This window comes from Glaciimonas sp. GNP009, from assembly GCF_054343755.1.
Window position 1 is genome coordinate 2066087 of sequence record NZ_JBTGUV010000004.1, and the last position, 15520, is coordinate 2081606.

Consider the following 15520-nt stretch of genomic DNA (forward strand, 5'->3'; position numbering starts at 1 on the left):
AAAAACGGGGCCGGAATAAAGTCTCCGGCCCCGCCTTAATTTGATCCGCAATTGGCCGGATCAGGTTATATCAACATCCAACCAGTTATCAGAACTTGTGACGGATTGCAGCACGAATAACGGCTTGCTTGTCATTACCCGAACTTCCGGCGGCGCCGGGAATGTAGGCTTGATCAAGTGACGATCCAGTCAGGTCGCCACCGACTTTTTGATACGCGCCTTGCAAATAAACGTCGGTGCGCTTGGAGAAGTTGTAATCAGCCATCAAACCGACTTCGTTCCATTTTGGCTTGGAGTTACCTGCACTCGTGTTGTATTTGGCTTGTGTGTAGGTGTACATCGCACCGACATAAAATGCAGGAGTGAATTGGTATTTAAAATTGAGTTCGTAGTTGGTAAATTTGAGCGAATTCAGCGTGCTGCCATTCATTGGCGCAAATGAGGCGATGTACGCATTGCCACCGTTTGGATTGCTTAAATTCGTTCCTGTGTAGACGAACCCCAGAGTCGCCGCACCGATGGTGTAATTGACACCCGCGCCGAATATTTTTTGCTTGCTGTTGGGGCCGGTAAAGTTAGCGTCGGTTGCAGTGACCGCGCCACCGCCCGCACCGGTCGAACCCGGCGAACTTAAATTCATATACGCGATACCCGCCGCCCATGGACCGTTGGCGTAACTCGCTCCCAAACTGTAGGTACGATTTTTAGCGGTCTGACCAGCGGTTTCGCCGAAGCCATACAAGCCACCGAACGTGACCCCAGCAAAAGTCGGGCTGGTGTACTTCAGCGAATTATTGATGCGGAATGAGTTATCCGTGTTGTCATTATCCAGTGGATGAGACAACAGATAACCAGCCCAATTACCGTTCGCAGTCATCGGTGCAAGAAAATCAACTACCGAGTCGTATTGACGTCCCAGTGTGACGGTACCGGCAGTCTTGCTCGACAAACCGACCAATGCCTGACGACCAAACATCAAACCGCCTTGTCCCAGTTTGCCGGTGTCTGCGGCGAACCCGTTTTCTAACTGAAACAACGCACTCAAACCGCCACCTAAATCTTCGTTACCCTTGAAACCCAACCGACTGCCCTGGGCATAGCCACTTTCCATTTGCACGTCGTTTTTACCACCGACATTGTTGGTGTAGTTCAACCCTAAATCAATGACACCATAAATGGTGACGTTTGTCTGCGCTTGCGCCATGCATGCAACACCACTCAACAAACCAGCAGCCAGAATAATTTTCTTCATGTATTACGCTCCTAAAGGATGTAACGATCTACTTTTCGGGATATTGACTACCGCCGCGCACCGATTTTTGGCTACTTGCAAAGCCATCAATGATGCATCCGGTCCGCACCGGTTAATCAAGGACAAGGTAAGAATGGCATAAAGAGCAATGCATGAATAGTTGCCAAAACCAACTCCAAAAAATCTGTCGCAATGAGAAACACATCCGTCGTAAAACATCACATCGACCAAAATGCATGCCACAAAAAAACAACAGCAAGCACGCACGTCTTGCCTGCTGGATTTATTGATGACCGGTAAATTATTCGGAGAAGATAGCGAAGCGACGTCATTCAGAGCCATTAATAGGCTTTATCAAGGTTCCAGCGAAAGCGCCAGCGTTTCTTTGATTTCCTCCATGACGACATAACTTTTGGACTGCACCGCGCCCGGTAATTTCAGCAGCATATCGCCCAGCAAGGTACGATATTGCGACATCTCACGGATACGCGCTTTGATCAGATAATCGAAATCGCCTGAGACCAGATGACATTCCAGCACCTCTGGAATGCGCAACACTTCGCGCCGAAATTGCTCAAAGGTCGACGCAGATTTGTGGTTAAGCGTAATCTCTACAAATACGAGCAGTTTTGCGCCTACCGCCGCGGGATTAATGCGTGCGTAATATCCATCAATTACACCATCGCGCTCCATCCGTTTAACCCGCTCAATACAGGGGGTAATTGAAAGGCCGACTTGCTCACCTAACTCTTTCATCGACATCCGTCCGTCTTGTTGCAGGAGACGGAGAATGTGTCGATCCAGTTTATCAAGAGAGCGAACGGATTCTTTTTGGGTTCTCATAGTTATTCTATAGGCGCAGTGTTAGTCACAAATTAAACAACGAATTTGTGGCGGTCAATTCGTTGGCAAATAATTTTCAAAAAGCATGATGGGTAAACTTTACACATTCGTATAACCCTGCGACTCTGCCTGAGGCGTTTAGCTACATAGCCAGACAAAACCATTAGCTTCTTTTACAATTTCTAAAAAATCTGGGAAAAGGAATATTTTTTCAGGATTATTTCCTAAATATTGTCATTTTTACAGTAACAAAAACTGGTAGATTTTAAATAGCATAGCGTTAATTACTATAAATCGATACCGATTCATGTAATTGATCTGGACACGCCCCTTGTTGCCCCAAAACGAAGGCGTGTTTTTTGCGTATTTAGGAGAAATAACATGCGGGTGCTTATTCTGGGCAGTGGCGTGGTCGGTGTGACGACTGCGTATTATTTGGCGAAGGCTGGGCATGAGGTGACGGTAGTTGATCGTTTGCCAGGACCTGCCGAGGAAACCAGTTTCGCAAATGCCGGTCAGATCTCGCCGGGTTATGCATCACCATGGGCCGCGCCCGGTATTCCACTCAAAGCGTTAAAGTGGATGTTGCAAAAACATGCGCCGCTATCAATTACGCCGGACGGATCATTGTTTCAATTGCGCTGGATGTGGCAAATGCTTCGCAATTGCAACGCAGCCAGCTACGCGGTCAATAAAGAACGTATGGTGCGATTGGCGGAATATAGCCGTGACTGCTTTAAGGAATTGCGCGCCGATACCGGGATCGCTTACGAAGGTCGGCAGTTAGGCACGATGCAAGTGTTCCGCACCGAACAACAATTAGCAGAAGCCGCCAAAGATACGCAAGTGTTGAAGGAAAGCGGGGTGCCGTTTGAACTGCTGACCGTGGAAGAAATGGCCCGCGTCGAGCCAGCATTGGCAGCCGTCAAGCACAAACTGCATGGCGGCCTACGCTTGCCAAACGATGAAACCGGCGATTGCCAGTTATTCACCACGCGCCTGGCAAAAATGGCGGAACAACTTGGCGTGCAATTTCGCTATAACCTGCAAATCGATTCGCTGACATTTTCCAATGGTGCAATCGCGGGCGTGCAATGCGGTCACGACTATTTACAAGCTGACAGTTACGTCGTGGCGTTGGGCACTTATTCGACCAACTTTTTGCGTTCTATCGTCGATATTCCTGTTTATCCGCTCAAGGGTTATTCGATTACCGTTCCGATCACCGACGCCGATGCTGCACCGGTCTCGACGATTCTGGATGAAACTTACAAAATCGCGATCACGCGTTTTGACAATCGCATCCGCGTCGGCGGCATGGCCGAAATTGTCGGTTACAACAAATCATTAAATCCAAAACGCCGCGCCACGCTGGAAATGGTCGTCAACGATTTATTCCCGGGCGCAGGTGATACAGCGCAAGCCAGTTTCTGGGCCGGATTGCGCCCAATGACGCCGGATGGCACGCCGATTGTCGGCAAAACACGCATTCGCAACCTGTTCCTCAACACTGGTCACGGGACGTTAGGATGGACCATGTCGTGCGGATCGGCGGCACTATTGGCCGATGTTATCTCCGGCCGACGTCCAGCGATTGCAGCGGATGACTTGAATGTTAGTCGTTATAGTCGACATGGAAACCAAACAGAAGAGGGCGTTTATGCTTGATTGGGATGCGAGATAATCAGCGTTTGATGTAGCAACGCGTGTGTTTGGTCGTCGTGTTTCTAATGCAAAGTAGCAACGCATTGACTGGCGACGACTTCACCACGCACAAGGAAATTGAAATGTTGAAGTAATCACGTCATTGCCCACGAAGCATGACCAACAACTAAAAAATGTCGCTCCACACCAGCGGAATCGACTGTGAAGGCGGTGAGTGTTTCAAAAGTAGTTTGCCACAAACCAGTAAAAAAATCTGCATACGGCGCAAATCGCTTCATTCACGAAGACTGCTAAGAATCGCTGCATTTCCCACAAACAGCGCCCAAACCGTCATAAAGACGTAAAATCACTCCCATTCCTTCCCCACTATTCGCCCTAACAACCATGGTCAAACCACAAAACGCCACGCAACTCTCCACCTGGATTGACGACCATTTCGACGAAGAAGTCGCCTTTCTTCAAACAATCGTTCGCATTCCCACTGACACGCCCCCCGGCAACAATGCGCCGCACGCGGACGTGGTAGCCGAGTTGATGACCTCCATGGGTTGGGAAGTTGAGAAGCATGTTGTGCCGGCTGACACGGTGCAGGCGTATGGCATGGAAAGTATTACCAATCTGATCGTTCGCCGTCATTATGACGCGCCGGGACCGACCATTGCCCTCAACGCCCACGGCGATGTGGTGCCACCCGGTGACGGTTGGAGCAAACTGCCGTACGGTGGCGAAATTGCGGATGGCCGTATATTCGGACGGGCAACGGCGGTGTCGAAGGGTGATTTTGCGACGTATATTTTTGCCGTACGTGCGTTGGAAGCTTTAGGCATGCCGCTAAAAGGTACGCTGGAATTGCACTTTACTTACGATGAAGAATTTGGTGGTTTGCTTGGTCCGGGTTGGTTGCTGGAGAATAACCTGACCAAACCGGATTACGTCATTGCGCCCGGATTCAGCTATAACATTGTTACCGCGCACAATGCCTGTTTGCAGTTTGAAGTGACCGTACACGGCAAAGCAACGCATGGCTCGGCGCCAGAAACCGGCCATGATGCGCTGCAAGCGGCGACTGCTGTTCTGCAAGCGATCTACGCCAAACTACCTGAACTGAAAGCGATCAGATCGGCCATTCCTGGCATTACCCACCCGACGATGATTGTTGGACGCATCGATGGCGGCACCAACACCAACGTGGTTCCTGGGAAAGTGGTTCTGAAAATGGACCGCCGCATGATTCCGGAAGAAGATCCGACGCAAGTTGAAAGCGATGTGCGCGCTATGATCGAAGCGGCGGTCGCGGATTTGCCGGGCATACGGGTGGACATTAAACGCCTGTTGCTGGCCCGCGCGTTACGCCCACTTCCTGGTCACGAATTATTACGCAATAGCTTGCAAAAAAATGCCGAGGCCATATTCGGCGAACCAATATCAACCGATGGCTCGGCGCTCTACACCGATGCCCGACTGTATGGCGAGCAAGGTATTCCGGTGGTGTTATACGGCGCTGGCCCACGCACTTTGGGCGAGTCAAACGCCAAACAGGCCGATGAAAATCTTTCGCTCGATGATTTGCGCAAGGCCACCAAAGTGGTGTCGATGACGTTGCTGGATTTCTTGCAGGCTTAATGTCTGTGTCGATGCGGCGCTTCTATGTCTTTGCTGGCGAGAATCACTGACTCGCCAGCATCTCTGAAATAGTCTCCGCAGGAACCGGCTCACTAAACAAAAAACCCTGATATTGATCACAGCCAATCTGTCTCAAAAACCGTAACTGCTCAACGTTAGCGACGCCTTCAGCGACCACGGTCAATTGCAAACTATGTGCCAACGTCACAATCGCGCGCACAATCGCGCGATCTTCGAGATTACTCTCCAGGGATTGCACAAAAGAGCGGTCAATCTTAATTTCGCTCAATGGAAAGCGACGTAAATAACTCAAGCTGGAATAACCGGTCCCAAAATCATCGATTGAAACCCGCACGCCTAATCGATTCAATTCGCGCAGCACGTCAATGGCATTCTCTGGATTACCCATCAGCGATCCTTCCGTCAGCTCCAATATGAGACTTGCTGCCGGTATCGCATGCCGCTTTAAAACAGTCATCGTACTATCCACCAGGTCGCGCTGTAAAAATTGATGCGCTGATAGATTCACCGAGATGGGAATGATCTCCGGCATCAAACCCTGATTTTGCCATTGTCGGCTTTGCTTACATGCAGCCTCCATCACCCAATCTCCGATCGCCACTATCAAACCACTTTCCTCGGCCAGAGGAATAAATCTGGTCGGCGACACGAGGCCGTATTCGGGGTGCTTCCAGCGTAAAAGTCCTTCAACACCGACAATTTTTCCAGATTTGATATCCACTTTGGGTTGGTAATACATCCGAAATTCATTTTCCCGTAATGCGGGACGCAATCCACTTTCCAGGTCAATCCGGTCACGATTGCGCGCATGCATTTCTGACGTGAAAAATTGATAATTGTTGCGCCCATGTTGCTTCACATGCGACATCGCTATATCTGCGGTAGCCAACAACGATTCCGCTGTGTTGCCATTATGGGGAAACAGGCTGATGCCAATGGACGCTGTCACATGAATCTCATGCGAAGGAACATGCAAAGGACGCCCTAATAGCTCGATCAGATTTTCTGCCATCCGGGCGGCGTCCTTGGTCTGACGCACTTCTGCCAATACAACAAAATCATCGCCGCTCAACCGCGCCAACATGTCGCCCAAGCGCAGCGTCTGGCGGATGCGCAACACAAACGCATTGAGCAGTTGATCGCCGGCAGCGCGTCCGAGCGATTCATTCACAGTTTTCAGACGATCAATATTGATGTGCAGGATGGTAAATAGGATTGGTTTACCCTCTGCGCTGGCGATGGTCTCCGCAATTTTTTTATTGAGTAAGGAGCGGTTAGGTAAACTGGTCAACGCATCGTGCGTGCCGAGATAAGCCAGTTTCGAATGGACCGTTTTAAGAGAGGCGCGCAGTGCTTCGGCATAGCGTCGACTCCGAATATCGATAAACGACCACAACAATATAAACGCCAATATCATCAATATCATTCCTGACACTGAAAACGCCAGCCAATTGTGGTCCAGCCCGTCGTTTAACCCATACAGTGAGGCCGAAGAAAAACGTGAAGCAGCCATATTGGTGAAATGCATTCCGATAATCGCCAGCCCCATAATGATCGAGGCCGAAAATCGCGTCAATTTTGTATGCCAACTGTCGCCCCCACGCAAACGAAACCCGAGCCATAAAGCGACAATGGCACCGACGATCGCCACGCCAACCGAAGCCACGAACAGTGCCGGATCGTAACGCAATCCAGAGCCAAATTTGATCGCAGCCATTCCCACGTAATTCATAGCCGAAAGACCGACGCCGATGACGATGCCACCGAATACCAGATTGTGCCGGTTTCTACGCGTGCCCTTGACCATGAACAAAGCAAAGCAAGACACGACCACCGCAATCAACCATGAAAGCAAAGTTACCCTTGCACTATACGAGACCTTTATTGGCAAATAAAACGCCAGTATCCCAATGAAATGCATCGCCCAAATTCCGGTACCTATTGTGATACCGCCTCCGATCAACCAAGCTAACGCTTGCCCGCGCCGCGCACGACTAACACGCCCAGCTAACATCAATCCAAAATAGGAAGCCATGACAGCAACAACGAAGGCGAGTATGTAAAGCGAAGGAATAGAGGCGTCATTCATCAAAATAGGTTTACAGTAATAGTGCGTTAAGTCATTCAACAAACGACACAATCTATAAGCGGGTCATAGCAATCTGAATATATTTTTTTGTTAACTTTCGTTCTTCATTGGCAGCCCGCTTGTCTAGCCAATCCGTTCGCTTTGACAGCGCAAATGCAAACCATCATTGCCGCGTATTCTGTCAGGGCGCTCAGGCAATAAGGCTGATCCTATTCCCCAGCGGCAATTATTTGGCGAATGCTATAAAATGCTACCGCTAACGTTATTCCTCGAACATGCCGACTGTTCTCGGATTTCATTTTTAAAAAACAATGATGCAGTATTGGATTATTGGCTGCACCGGTCTCTTTTTGTCACTCTTGCTTTTTACCTACACTATGTCGACGTTTCGTCGCGCCACCACTCAGCGTAAAATCTTGTGCTATCCAATGCGATTGTTTAGGCAATGCAAGACAGGCATCATTCGCACACTTCAAAGTTCTTAATGACAAACAACATCGACACTGTAACGCCAGAAAAAATGCTGCCCGGCTGGCTCATCTTGCTCGGTGCACTAACAGCGATTGGCTCCCTTTCGATTGATATGTACCTGCCAAGTTTCCCAACTATTGCAAAAGATTTTGCGGTCGGCAGCAATCTGGTCCAACTCACGTTAGCTAGCTTCCTGGTGGGCCTGGCGGTCGGTCAAATGTTTTACGGACCGCTAAGTGATCACTTTGGCCGTAAACCGCCGCTCTATTTTGGCCTCGGGCTGTATACGCTTGCGTCCATTGCCTGCCTGTTTGCGCCAGATGTGACAACGCTGATCTTTGCGCGGTTTATGCAAGGGCTTGGCGGTTGCGCCGGGATGGTCGTCGGGCGTGCCGTCATTCGGGATCGCATGGGCGCAGCTGGATCGGCCAAGGCATTTTCACTATTAATGCTGGTCATGGGAATCGCCCCGATTCTGGCGCCGTTGATCGGCGGAGAAGTGCTTAAACTGTGGGGTTGGCGCGTCATTTTTGGCGGTCTGACGTGTTTTGGCTTGTTTTGTCTGGTTGCTATTCATACCACGATGCAAGAAACCCTGAAACGCCAGGACACTGCACCGCTACATTTGGGACGGGTATTAAAACAATACGGCTCCTTACTTATGGACCGTCAATTCCTGGCCTACGCTTTGTGCGGCGGTTTATTGCAGGCGGGTATGTTTGCTTATATCACCGGTTCACCTTTTGTGCTGATCGAACTACACGGTATCAAGCCAGAAAATTTCGGCTGGGTTTTTGGCGCTAATGCCATCGGCCTTATCGGTGCTTCGCAGTTCAATGCCCGACTCGTCGGCAAAATGACGCCCGATGCCATTCTTGGGCGGGCTTTATGGCTTCCAGCCTGCTTAACCTTAGTCATCACGATACTGGTCGCAGTTGGCGTGAATAATCTGCCGCTCTTACTGGTCGGCTTCTTTGGATTTATGGCCTCTTATGGTTTTATCAGCCCGAATGCATCAGCAATCGCCTTGTCCCAGCAAGGCCATCAAGCCGGTACTGCGTCAGCGTTAATGGGGACGGTACAATTCTCTCTCGGCATCATCGCCGGTGTCAGCATGAGTCTGTGGCACGACGGCACTGCGCGACCATTGATGATGGTGATGAGCGTGTGCGGCGTCGGCGCATTGCTTCTACATCGCACTATCGCCCGACCGGAACATGATCGAATGCTGTCACTAGGGACAAAAATGTGAAGCAGTCGGCGAAACCATCGTTAGCACGAATGCTATATGCGTGAATGACGGTATACCGATATTGATCGCTAAGCGTTTATTTCCCAGGAACAAAACGCTCTAAAATTTTTTGCGTAGAATACCCTAACTCTTTTTCATCCTTACAGCTATGCAAGCAGGTATGTTTTACGCGTTCTCCTCTTACGTCCTATGGGGCATTTTCCCGCTGTACTTCAAAGCGTTACGTGACATTCCGCCGGTCGATATCGTCATGCACCGGATGCTATGGTCATTTCTGTTCTTGGTGATCGTGCTGGCTTTTCGCAAGCAATGGGCCTGGATTGTGCCGGTACTGCGCCAACCCCGCGTTCTTGCTGGCTTTACTGCCAGTGCGTTTTTGTTGGCGGCTAACTGGACTACCTATGTCTGGGCCTGCAACAACGATCACATCGTCGATGCCAGTCTGGGGTATTTCGTTAGCCCTCTTGTCAGCGTCGGTCTCGGCTTTGTGTTTTTGGGTGAGCGCCCTCGCTTTATGCAATGGTTAGCGATCATACTCGCCGCTAGCGCGGTCATCTGGTTAACCTGGAAAACTGGTCATCCTCCGTGGATTTCATTAGCTCTTGCCGTGAGTTTTGGTGGCTACGGTTTGTTGCGCAAGACGGCCAGTCTTGGTGCGCTACCCGGGCTTGCATTGGAAACCGCGCTGGTATTGCCGCTGACGCTAGCCTATCTGGCTTTCACCACTTACCATGGTCAAAATAGTTTTATGACAGCATCACACTCGTCGCAATGGTTGTTGGCGGCGGCGGGTCCAATCACCTCCATTCCGCTCTTGCTGTTCGCCGCTGGTGCACGTCGCATTCCTCTTTCGCTGCTTGGACTGTTGCAATACATCACGCCGACCATCCAGTTGCTGTTAGGCGTATTACTCTATAACGAACAACTTGATGGCACTAAACTGATTGGATTTACCGTCATTTGGAGTGCACTTGTGTTGTACTCGGCAGAAGGCTTGTGGCGCGCATGGCCGAGCATTGGGCGGCAATCCGGTTCCGCAAGTTAGATTAGTACCGCCATCGCGACATAATGACATGGCGCTATATAACCTGATAACCATAGCCATACATAGTCAGGCTTAGCCAGTTCGGTTATCCTAGTCATCCTGCGCTAGTACGCTGCGTCATTTTTTGAATACCGTAGGACTTAGACCGCAATCCAAACAGTGCGATTTCCCGTTAGCCGAAATAGTTGGCTGTTCGATACGCCCGACCGCTTCCGGGAGGAAATCGGCGTTTAACGGTAACGATTTGCGTCGGTCCGACCTCCTTTTTCTGACACTTCACCGAGAAGACCATCATGGCCCAATACGTATATACAATGAACAAGGTCGGCAAGATCGTGCCGCCAAAACGACAGATTCTGAAAGACATCTCGCTGTCGTTTTTCCCAGGTGCCAAGATTGGCGTGCTGGGTCTGAACGGCTCCGGCAAATCCACTTTACTCAAAATTATGGCCGGTATCGACACCGACATTCAGGGTGAAGCCACGCCGATGCCGGGTTTGAATATTGGCTATCTGCCACAAGAGCCACAACTGGATCCAGAACAAACCGTGCGGCAGGCTGTTGAAGGCGGTCTCGGCGAAGCCTTCGAAGCACGTGCCAAACTGGACGCCGTCTATGCAGCCTATGCAGAACCGGACGCCGATTTTGATGCGCTGGCGACTGAGCAAGGCCGGCTTGAGGCGATTATCTCCACCTCCGACGGTGGCAATCTGGAGCTGCAACTGGAAATGGCCGCAGACGCACTGCGCTTGCCACCATGGGATGCCATTATTGGCGTGTTATCTGGTGGTGAAAAACGCCGTGTTGCGCTATGCCGATTGCTGCTGTCAAAACCCGACATGTTGCTGCTTGATGAGCCAACCAACCATTTGGATGCTGAATCAGTCGATTGGCTGGAACAATTTCTGCAACGCTTTCCCGGTACTGTGGTCGGTATTACCCATGATCGCTACTTTCTCGACAACGCTGCCGAATGGATTTTGGAACTGGATCGCGGCCACGGTATCCCGTGGAAGGGCAATTACAGTTCGTGGCTGGAACAAAAAGGCGACCGCCTGAAACAAGAAGAAGCCACCGAATCGTCGCGCCAGAAAACCATTGCAAAAGAACTTGAATGGGTTCGCCAGAATCCAAAAGGGCGTCAGGCTAAAAGTAAAGCACGTCTGGCACGCTTCAATGAGTTGAGCGAGCATGAATACCAAAAACGTAACGAAACATCGGAAATTTTCATTCCGGTAGCTGAGCGCCTTGGCAATGAAGTCATCGAATTCAAGAACGTTTCCAAATCTTTCGGCGACCGTTTATTGATTGATGACCTGAGTTTTACTGTCCCGGCAGGCGCGATTGTCGGGATTATCGGCCCCAACGGCGCAGGTAAATCAACGCTGTTTAAAATGATCACAGGCAAAGAACAACCGGATAGCGGCGAAGTTGTCATCGGTCAAACGGCACGCGTCTCCATCGTCGATCAGCATCGCGATGCGCTGTCTGACAGCAAAACCGTGTTCGAAGACGTCTCTGGCGGGGCAGATATCCTGACCGTTGGTCGGTTTGAAATGGCATCCCGCGCCTATTTAGGGCGCTTCAACTTTAAGGGTGGCGACCAGCAAAAAATCGTCGGCAACTTGTCCGGCGGTGAGCGTGGTCGTTTGCATCTGGCCAAAACGCTGCTGCAAGGCGGCAACGTGTTACTACTCGATGAACCGTCCAACGATCTTGACGTAGAAACGTTGCGCGCGCTGGAAGATGCCTTGCTGGAATTTGCCGGTAGTGTCATGGTGATCTCCCATGATCGCTGGTTTCTGGATCGGATTGCAACGCATATTCTGGCGTTCGAAAGTAATTCGCAAGTCACGTTTTTTGATGGCAATTATCAGGAATATGAAGCCGATAAGCGTAAACGTCTGGGTGAAGAGGGCGCTAAACCTAAGCGCATTCGCTACAAGCCGGTAACGCGTTAATTATTATTTTTTAATTGTTACCGGTTACTGGTTAATTGTTACGCCGGGCGAATACGCAAATCAGAGCGTTATTCGCCCGTTGATCCTGACTCATGACGTAGTCGCCATGTCAAATTGTTACCCTGTATGCCAGATAACAATCATCATCGATTATTCAAACGCGTATTTGCAGTATCCAATGTGAGCGGGTCGTAACTCAGACTACGTCGCGCGGTCTGAATAATGTGTTGTGATAACGCTTCCGTGAGCGGTGTCTGAATATTCCAGGCATGCCACACCAGCGGTACATCGATCCCATCCCCGGGCGTTAAATCGACCAAATCCCCACACGCCAGCGCGCGTTCAATTTGTAGCGTCGGCAACATGCCATAACCAAAGCCACTGTGTACAAATTTTTCAAAGGCGTCGACCGAGGCAATCGAATGATGCGGATAAGGTGTGCCCCATCCTAAGCGCCAATTCAAAAACCGTGCATGTAATGCATCTTTCTGATTAAACACAACAGCCGGTGCTTGCGCCACTGCGGCGGAGGTAAAGCCGTCACTAAACCAGCGTGCCGCGAACGCTGGTGACGCGGCGCAGATATACCGCTCCACCCCAAGCGGTGACGCTGTTGTGCCGGCCACAGGCGCCATCGAACTGGTAACACACGCGAAAACTGTGCCTTCACGCAACAATTGCAGTGTATGGTCCTGATCGTCTATTAGTACCGTCAACTGGCATTGCGGTGGATTGAGTACGGGCGCCAAAGCGTCCAGCAACCATGTTGCGAGCGTGTCGGCATTCACCGCAATCGCGATTTCCGGCAAAGTATCGGGTTCATCGGTATCAATTGCGAGCGCAGCTTCCATCAGCTTGACCTGGCTATAATGCGCAATCAGGCGCTGACCCAGCGTCGTCGCAAATGGCGGCTGTGCACGCACGATCAATAATTGACCCGCCAATTCTTCCAAAGTCCGAATACGTTGCGACACCGCCGATTGGCTGATATGCAACGACGTCGCCGCCTTCTCAAAGCTGCCTAAGGCGACGACTGCATTGAGCGCTGCCAAGCCGCGATAGTCCAGATTTTTCATATTCCCCCGTCATAAGAATTTCTTATCTATCAGTAGACTCATTCATTGTACTTATATTTCTTCCAGCATTATGCTTCTTCCATTGAATGAAGGAGCATGCATGGAAACCGCAGCATTTATCAAAGGTATGGGATTAGGTGGCGGATTGATTATCGCTATTGGCGCACAAAACGCGTTTATTTTACGTCAGGGCTTGCAGCGTCAGTATGTACTTACATCAGTGCTGATTTGTGGTTTGTGCGACTCGTTGCTCATCGCGCTTGGCGTTGCTGGTGTTGGTGCATTGATTGCCGATAATCCCGCTTTATTTGCGTTCTCAAAATGGGGTGGCGCGGCATTTTTGTGCTGGTGTGGAATCCGCTCTGCTTTGGCCGCGTGGAAGCCGACCGCATTGATAACAACCACGGCACCGCTCGCGCCTCCTCGTTATGCCGCCGTGATCGCCAGCGCGCTGGCCTTTAGCCTGCTCAATCCGCACGCTTATCTTGATACGGTCGTCTTGCTAGGATCAGTTGGCGGACAAGAGATTGGCATGGGCCGGGTGTTGTTTGCTGCGGGTGCCATGCTGGCTTCGCTTCTCTGGTTTTTGAGCCTGGGATTCGGCGCACACTTTGCCGCACCGATTTTTGCCAAGCCAATTGCATGGCGTATTCTGGATGGTGTCATTGCAGTAGTCATGTGGTCGATTGCGGCTTCACTGCTACTGTAAAGACCATGTAGAAGCATTTTTTACTTAGCGGATTGCGGACCTGTGCCCGCAATCACTCTTAGCCGGACAAGCTTCGACAGACTAATTTCAACTAATGCATTTCTCCTAAGCACATTTTTGAATGTGTGTTGATACAAGTTATGCATAAACCTATGCATAACTTGCATTAGATTTTTTTCGCCAGTCTCCATAAAGTGCGGGTGCGATACCGTATTTATTCGCATTATGAGCAAGGCTAGGGCGATTAACCGTTTATACGATTAGCAACCTTTCCTATAATCATTACGATCGTTCTTTCAGTGCGATGCCACGGTATCAACCTCGAGAAAAACAACGATTAAAATTAGGAGATGTATGGTTTTGCATAAAATCCACACCCGTTTTCAGCCCTATTTTCGATTCATATTCGGCGCTTTATTGTTGTCGAGCGGATTAGGAAACGCCATTGCGCAGACGCAAGAGTCTCAGGAAGCGTCGCAAAAACTACCAAACGTGATAATTCTTGCCACTGGCGGCACGATTGCCGGTACCGGCGCGACGAGCACGACCACCGTCGGTTATACGTCTGCCACGGTCGGTGTTGAGAAATTGATCGCAGCCGTGCCGGAACTGAAAAAAGTCGCCAACGTGAAGGGTGAACAAGTATTTCAGATCGCCAGCGAAAGCATGACGAATGACCATTGGCTGAAACTTGCCAAGCGGGTCAATATATTATTGGCGCGCCCGGATGTCGATGGCATCGTCATCACTCACGGCACTGACACCATCGAAGAAACCGCCTACTTTCTTGACTTGACTGTTAAGAGTCGCAAGCCAGTTGTGATCGTCGGCGCAATGCGTCCGTCGACCGCGCTGTCTGCGGATGGACCAATCAATTTATACAATGCCGTGCTGTTGGCCGGTAGCAAAGAGGCAATCGGCAAGGGCGTTTTAGTGACATTAAACGACCAGATTAACGCCGCGCGCGAAGTCACCAAAACCAATACATCAACCACCGATACCTTTAAATCACCCGAACTCGGGATGCTGGGATACATTCAAGGCAGTAAGCCGTATTTTTATCGCCAGTCAACCCGCAAAAACACACTCGACACAGAATTCGATATCAGCAACCTGGATGTCTTGCCGAAAGTTGATATCGTGTACGGCTATGCCGATATGAACAGCATTGCGCTAGATGCGCAAGTCGCCGCTGGTGCCAAGGGCATTATCCACGCTGGTGTCGGTGATGGCAGTATTGCAGCGCAAATGAAAGAACCACTGATTGCGGCACGTAAAAAAGGGGTGATTATCGTGCGTGCCAGCCGAATCGGGCAAGGCATTGTGGCGCGCAACGGCGAGGCCAGCGACGATACTCTCGACTTCGTTGTAGCTGATACGCTGAATGCGCAGAAAGCACGAATCTTGCTGATGCTAGCGCTGACCAAAACGAATAATACGAAAGACATTCAGCGGATGTTTTACACCTATTAATTCTTTGATAGTTTCCTTTTACTCGTCTGATTAGCGTCAC

General features: G+C 50.3%; 12 protein-coding genes. 7 read left to right on the forward strand and 5 right to left on the reverse strand.

Annotated features, from left to right (window positions below):
- Window positions 1-88: 88 nt before the first annotated feature.
- Window positions 89-1252, reverse strand: coding sequence for a porin (locus tag ACXX82_RS10030; RefSeq protein WP_322234236.1), 1164 nt, complete (start codon window positions 1250-1252; stop codon window positions 89-91).
- Between the two features lie 354 nt (window positions 1253-1606).
- The gene (locus tag ACXX82_RS10035; protein ID WP_458562848.1) at window positions 1607-2095 is read right to left on the reverse strand and encodes an Lrp/AsnC ligand binding domain-containing protein; all 489 of its coding nucleotides are present in this window, start codon (window positions 2093-2095) and stop codon (window positions 1607-1609) included.
- 381 nt (window positions 2096-2476) lie between these two features.
- On the opposite strand from ACXX82_RS10035, the gene ACXX82_RS10040 reads away from it, so the two are divergent.
- Window positions 2477-3763, forward strand: coding sequence for a D-amino acid dehydrogenase (locus ACXX82_RS10040; protein ID WP_323506604.1), 1287 nt, complete (start codon window positions 2477-2479; stop codon window positions 3761-3763).
- Between the two features lie 131 nt (window positions 3764-3894).
- Here the strand turns inward: ACXX82_RS10040 and ACXX82_RS10045 are convergent, their stop codons facing one another.
- A complete protein-coding gene (locus ACXX82_RS10045; RefSeq protein WP_322234244.1) occupies window positions 3895-4038 on the reverse strand; it encodes a hypothetical protein in 144 nt (47 codons plus the stop codon).
- A 106-nt stretch (window positions 4039-4144) separates the two neighbouring features.
- On the opposite strand from ACXX82_RS10045, the gene ACXX82_RS10050 reads away from it, so the two are divergent.
- Window positions 4145-5383 carry a M20/M25/M40 family metallo-hydrolase gene (locus ACXX82_RS10050; protein ID WP_458562849.1) on the forward strand — a complete coding sequence of 413 codons (1239 nt, stop codon included), beginning with the start codon at window positions 4145-4147 and terminating at the stop codon, window positions 5381-5383.
- Window positions 5384-5426: 43 nt separating this feature from the next.
- On the opposite strand, the gene ACXX82_RS10055 is transcribed toward ACXX82_RS10050, so the two are convergent.
- Window positions 5427-7493 (reverse strand): putative bifunctional diguanylate cyclase/phosphodiesterase, encoded by a 2067-nt coding sequence (locus ACXX82_RS10055; RefSeq protein WP_458562850.1) that lies wholly within the window; start codon window positions 7491-7493, stop codon window positions 5427-5429.
- A gap of 484 nt (window positions 7494-7977) precedes the next feature.
- Between ACXX82_RS10055 and ACXX82_RS10060 the strand changes: the two genes are divergently transcribed.
- The 3 genes from ACXX82_RS10060 to ettA all read left to right on the forward strand — a co-directional run bounded on the left by ACXX82_RS10060 (window position 7978) and on the right by ettA (window position 12222).
- Window positions 7978-9216 carry a Bcr/CflA family multidrug efflux MFS transporter gene (locus ACXX82_RS10060; protein ID WP_458562851.1) on the forward strand — a complete coding sequence of 413 codons (1239 nt, stop codon included), beginning with the start codon at window positions 7978-7980 and terminating at the stop codon, window positions 9214-9216.
- A 148-nt stretch (window positions 9217-9364) separates the two neighbouring features.
- The gene (gene rarD, locus ACXX82_RS10065; protein WP_458562852.1) at window positions 9365-10261 is read left to right on the forward strand and encodes an EamA family transporter RarD; all 897 of its coding nucleotides are present in this window, start codon (window positions 9365-9367) and stop codon (window positions 10259-10261) included.
- 293 nt (window positions 10262-10554) lie between these two features.
- Entirely contained in the window at window positions 10555-12222 is a 1668-nt protein-coding gene (gene ettA / locus ACXX82_RS10070) for an energy-dependent translational throttle protein EttA (RefSeq protein ID WP_205322751.1), read from the forward strand.
- A gap of 143 nt (window positions 12223-12365) precedes the next feature.
- Here the strand turns inward: ettA and ACXX82_RS10075 are convergent, their stop codons facing one another.
- Entirely contained in the window at window positions 12366-13298 is a 933-nt protein-coding gene (locus tag ACXX82_RS10075) for a LysR family transcriptional regulator ArgP (RefSeq protein ID WP_322234257.1), read from the reverse strand.
- Between the two features lie 100 nt (window positions 13299-13398).
- On the opposite strand from ACXX82_RS10075, the gene ACXX82_RS10080 reads away from it, so the two are divergent.
- Window positions 13399-14007, forward strand: coding sequence for a LysE/ArgO family amino acid transporter (locus ACXX82_RS10080; protein WP_458562853.1), 609 nt, complete (start codon window positions 13399-13401; stop codon window positions 14005-14007).
- 354 nt (window positions 14008-14361) lie between these two features.
- Window positions 14362-15480, forward strand: a complete 1119-nt coding sequence (locus ACXX82_RS10085; RefSeq protein WP_322234262.1) for a type II asparaginase — start codon at window positions 14362-14364, stop codon at window positions 15478-15480.
- Window positions 15481-15520 lie beyond the last annotated feature (40 nt).

What these genes read in the sequence shown, in the direction of transcription:
- ACXX82_RS10050 (WP_458562849.1), top strand. Translation starts at nt 4,145, where the DNA reads ATGGTCAAACCACAAAACGCCACGCAACTCTCCACCTGGATTGACGAC.
- ACXX82_RS10055 (WP_458562850.1), bottom strand. Translation starts at nt 7,493, where the DNA reads ATGAATGACGCCTCTATTCCTTCGCTTTACATACTCGCCTTCGTTGTT.
- ettA (WP_205322751.1), top strand. Translation starts at nt 10,555, where the DNA reads ATGGCCCAATACGTATATACAATGAACAAGGTCGGCAAGATCGTGCCG.
- rarD (WP_458562852.1), top strand. Translation starts at nt 9,365, where the DNA reads ATGCAAGCAGGTATGTTTTACGCGTTCTCCTCTTACGTCCTATGGGGC.
- ACXX82_RS10060 (WP_458562851.1), top strand. Translation starts at nt 7,978, where the DNA reads ATGACAAACAACATCGACACTGTAACGCCAGAAAAAATGCTGCCCGGC.
- ACXX82_RS10035 (WP_458562848.1), bottom strand. Translation starts at nt 2,095, where the DNA reads ATGAGAACCCAAAAAGAATCCGTTCGCTCTCTTGATAAACTGGATCGA.
- ACXX82_RS10030 (WP_322234236.1), bottom strand. Translation starts at nt 1,252, where the DNA reads ATGAAGAAAATTATTCTGGCTGCTGGTTTGTTGAGTGGTGTTGCATGC.
- ACXX82_RS10045 (WP_322234244.1), bottom strand. Translation starts at nt 4,038, where the DNA reads ATGAAGCGATTTGCGCCGTATGCAGATTTTTTTACTGGTTTGTGGCAA.
- ACXX82_RS10075 (WP_322234257.1), bottom strand. Translation starts at nt 13,298, where the DNA reads ATGAAAAATCTGGACTATCGCGGCTTGGCAGCGCTCAATGCAGTCGTC.
- ACXX82_RS10085 (WP_322234262.1), top strand. Translation starts at nt 14,362, where the DNA reads ATGGTTTTGCATAAAATCCACACCCGTTTTCAGCCCTATTTTCGATTC.
- ACXX82_RS10080 (WP_458562853.1), top strand. Translation starts at nt 13,399, where the DNA reads ATGGAAACCGCAGCATTTATCAAAGGTATGGGATTAGGTGGCGGATTG.
- ACXX82_RS10040 (WP_323506604.1), top strand. Translation starts at nt 2,477, where the DNA reads ATGCGGGTGCTTATTCTGGGCAGTGGCGTGGTCGGTGTGACGACTGCG.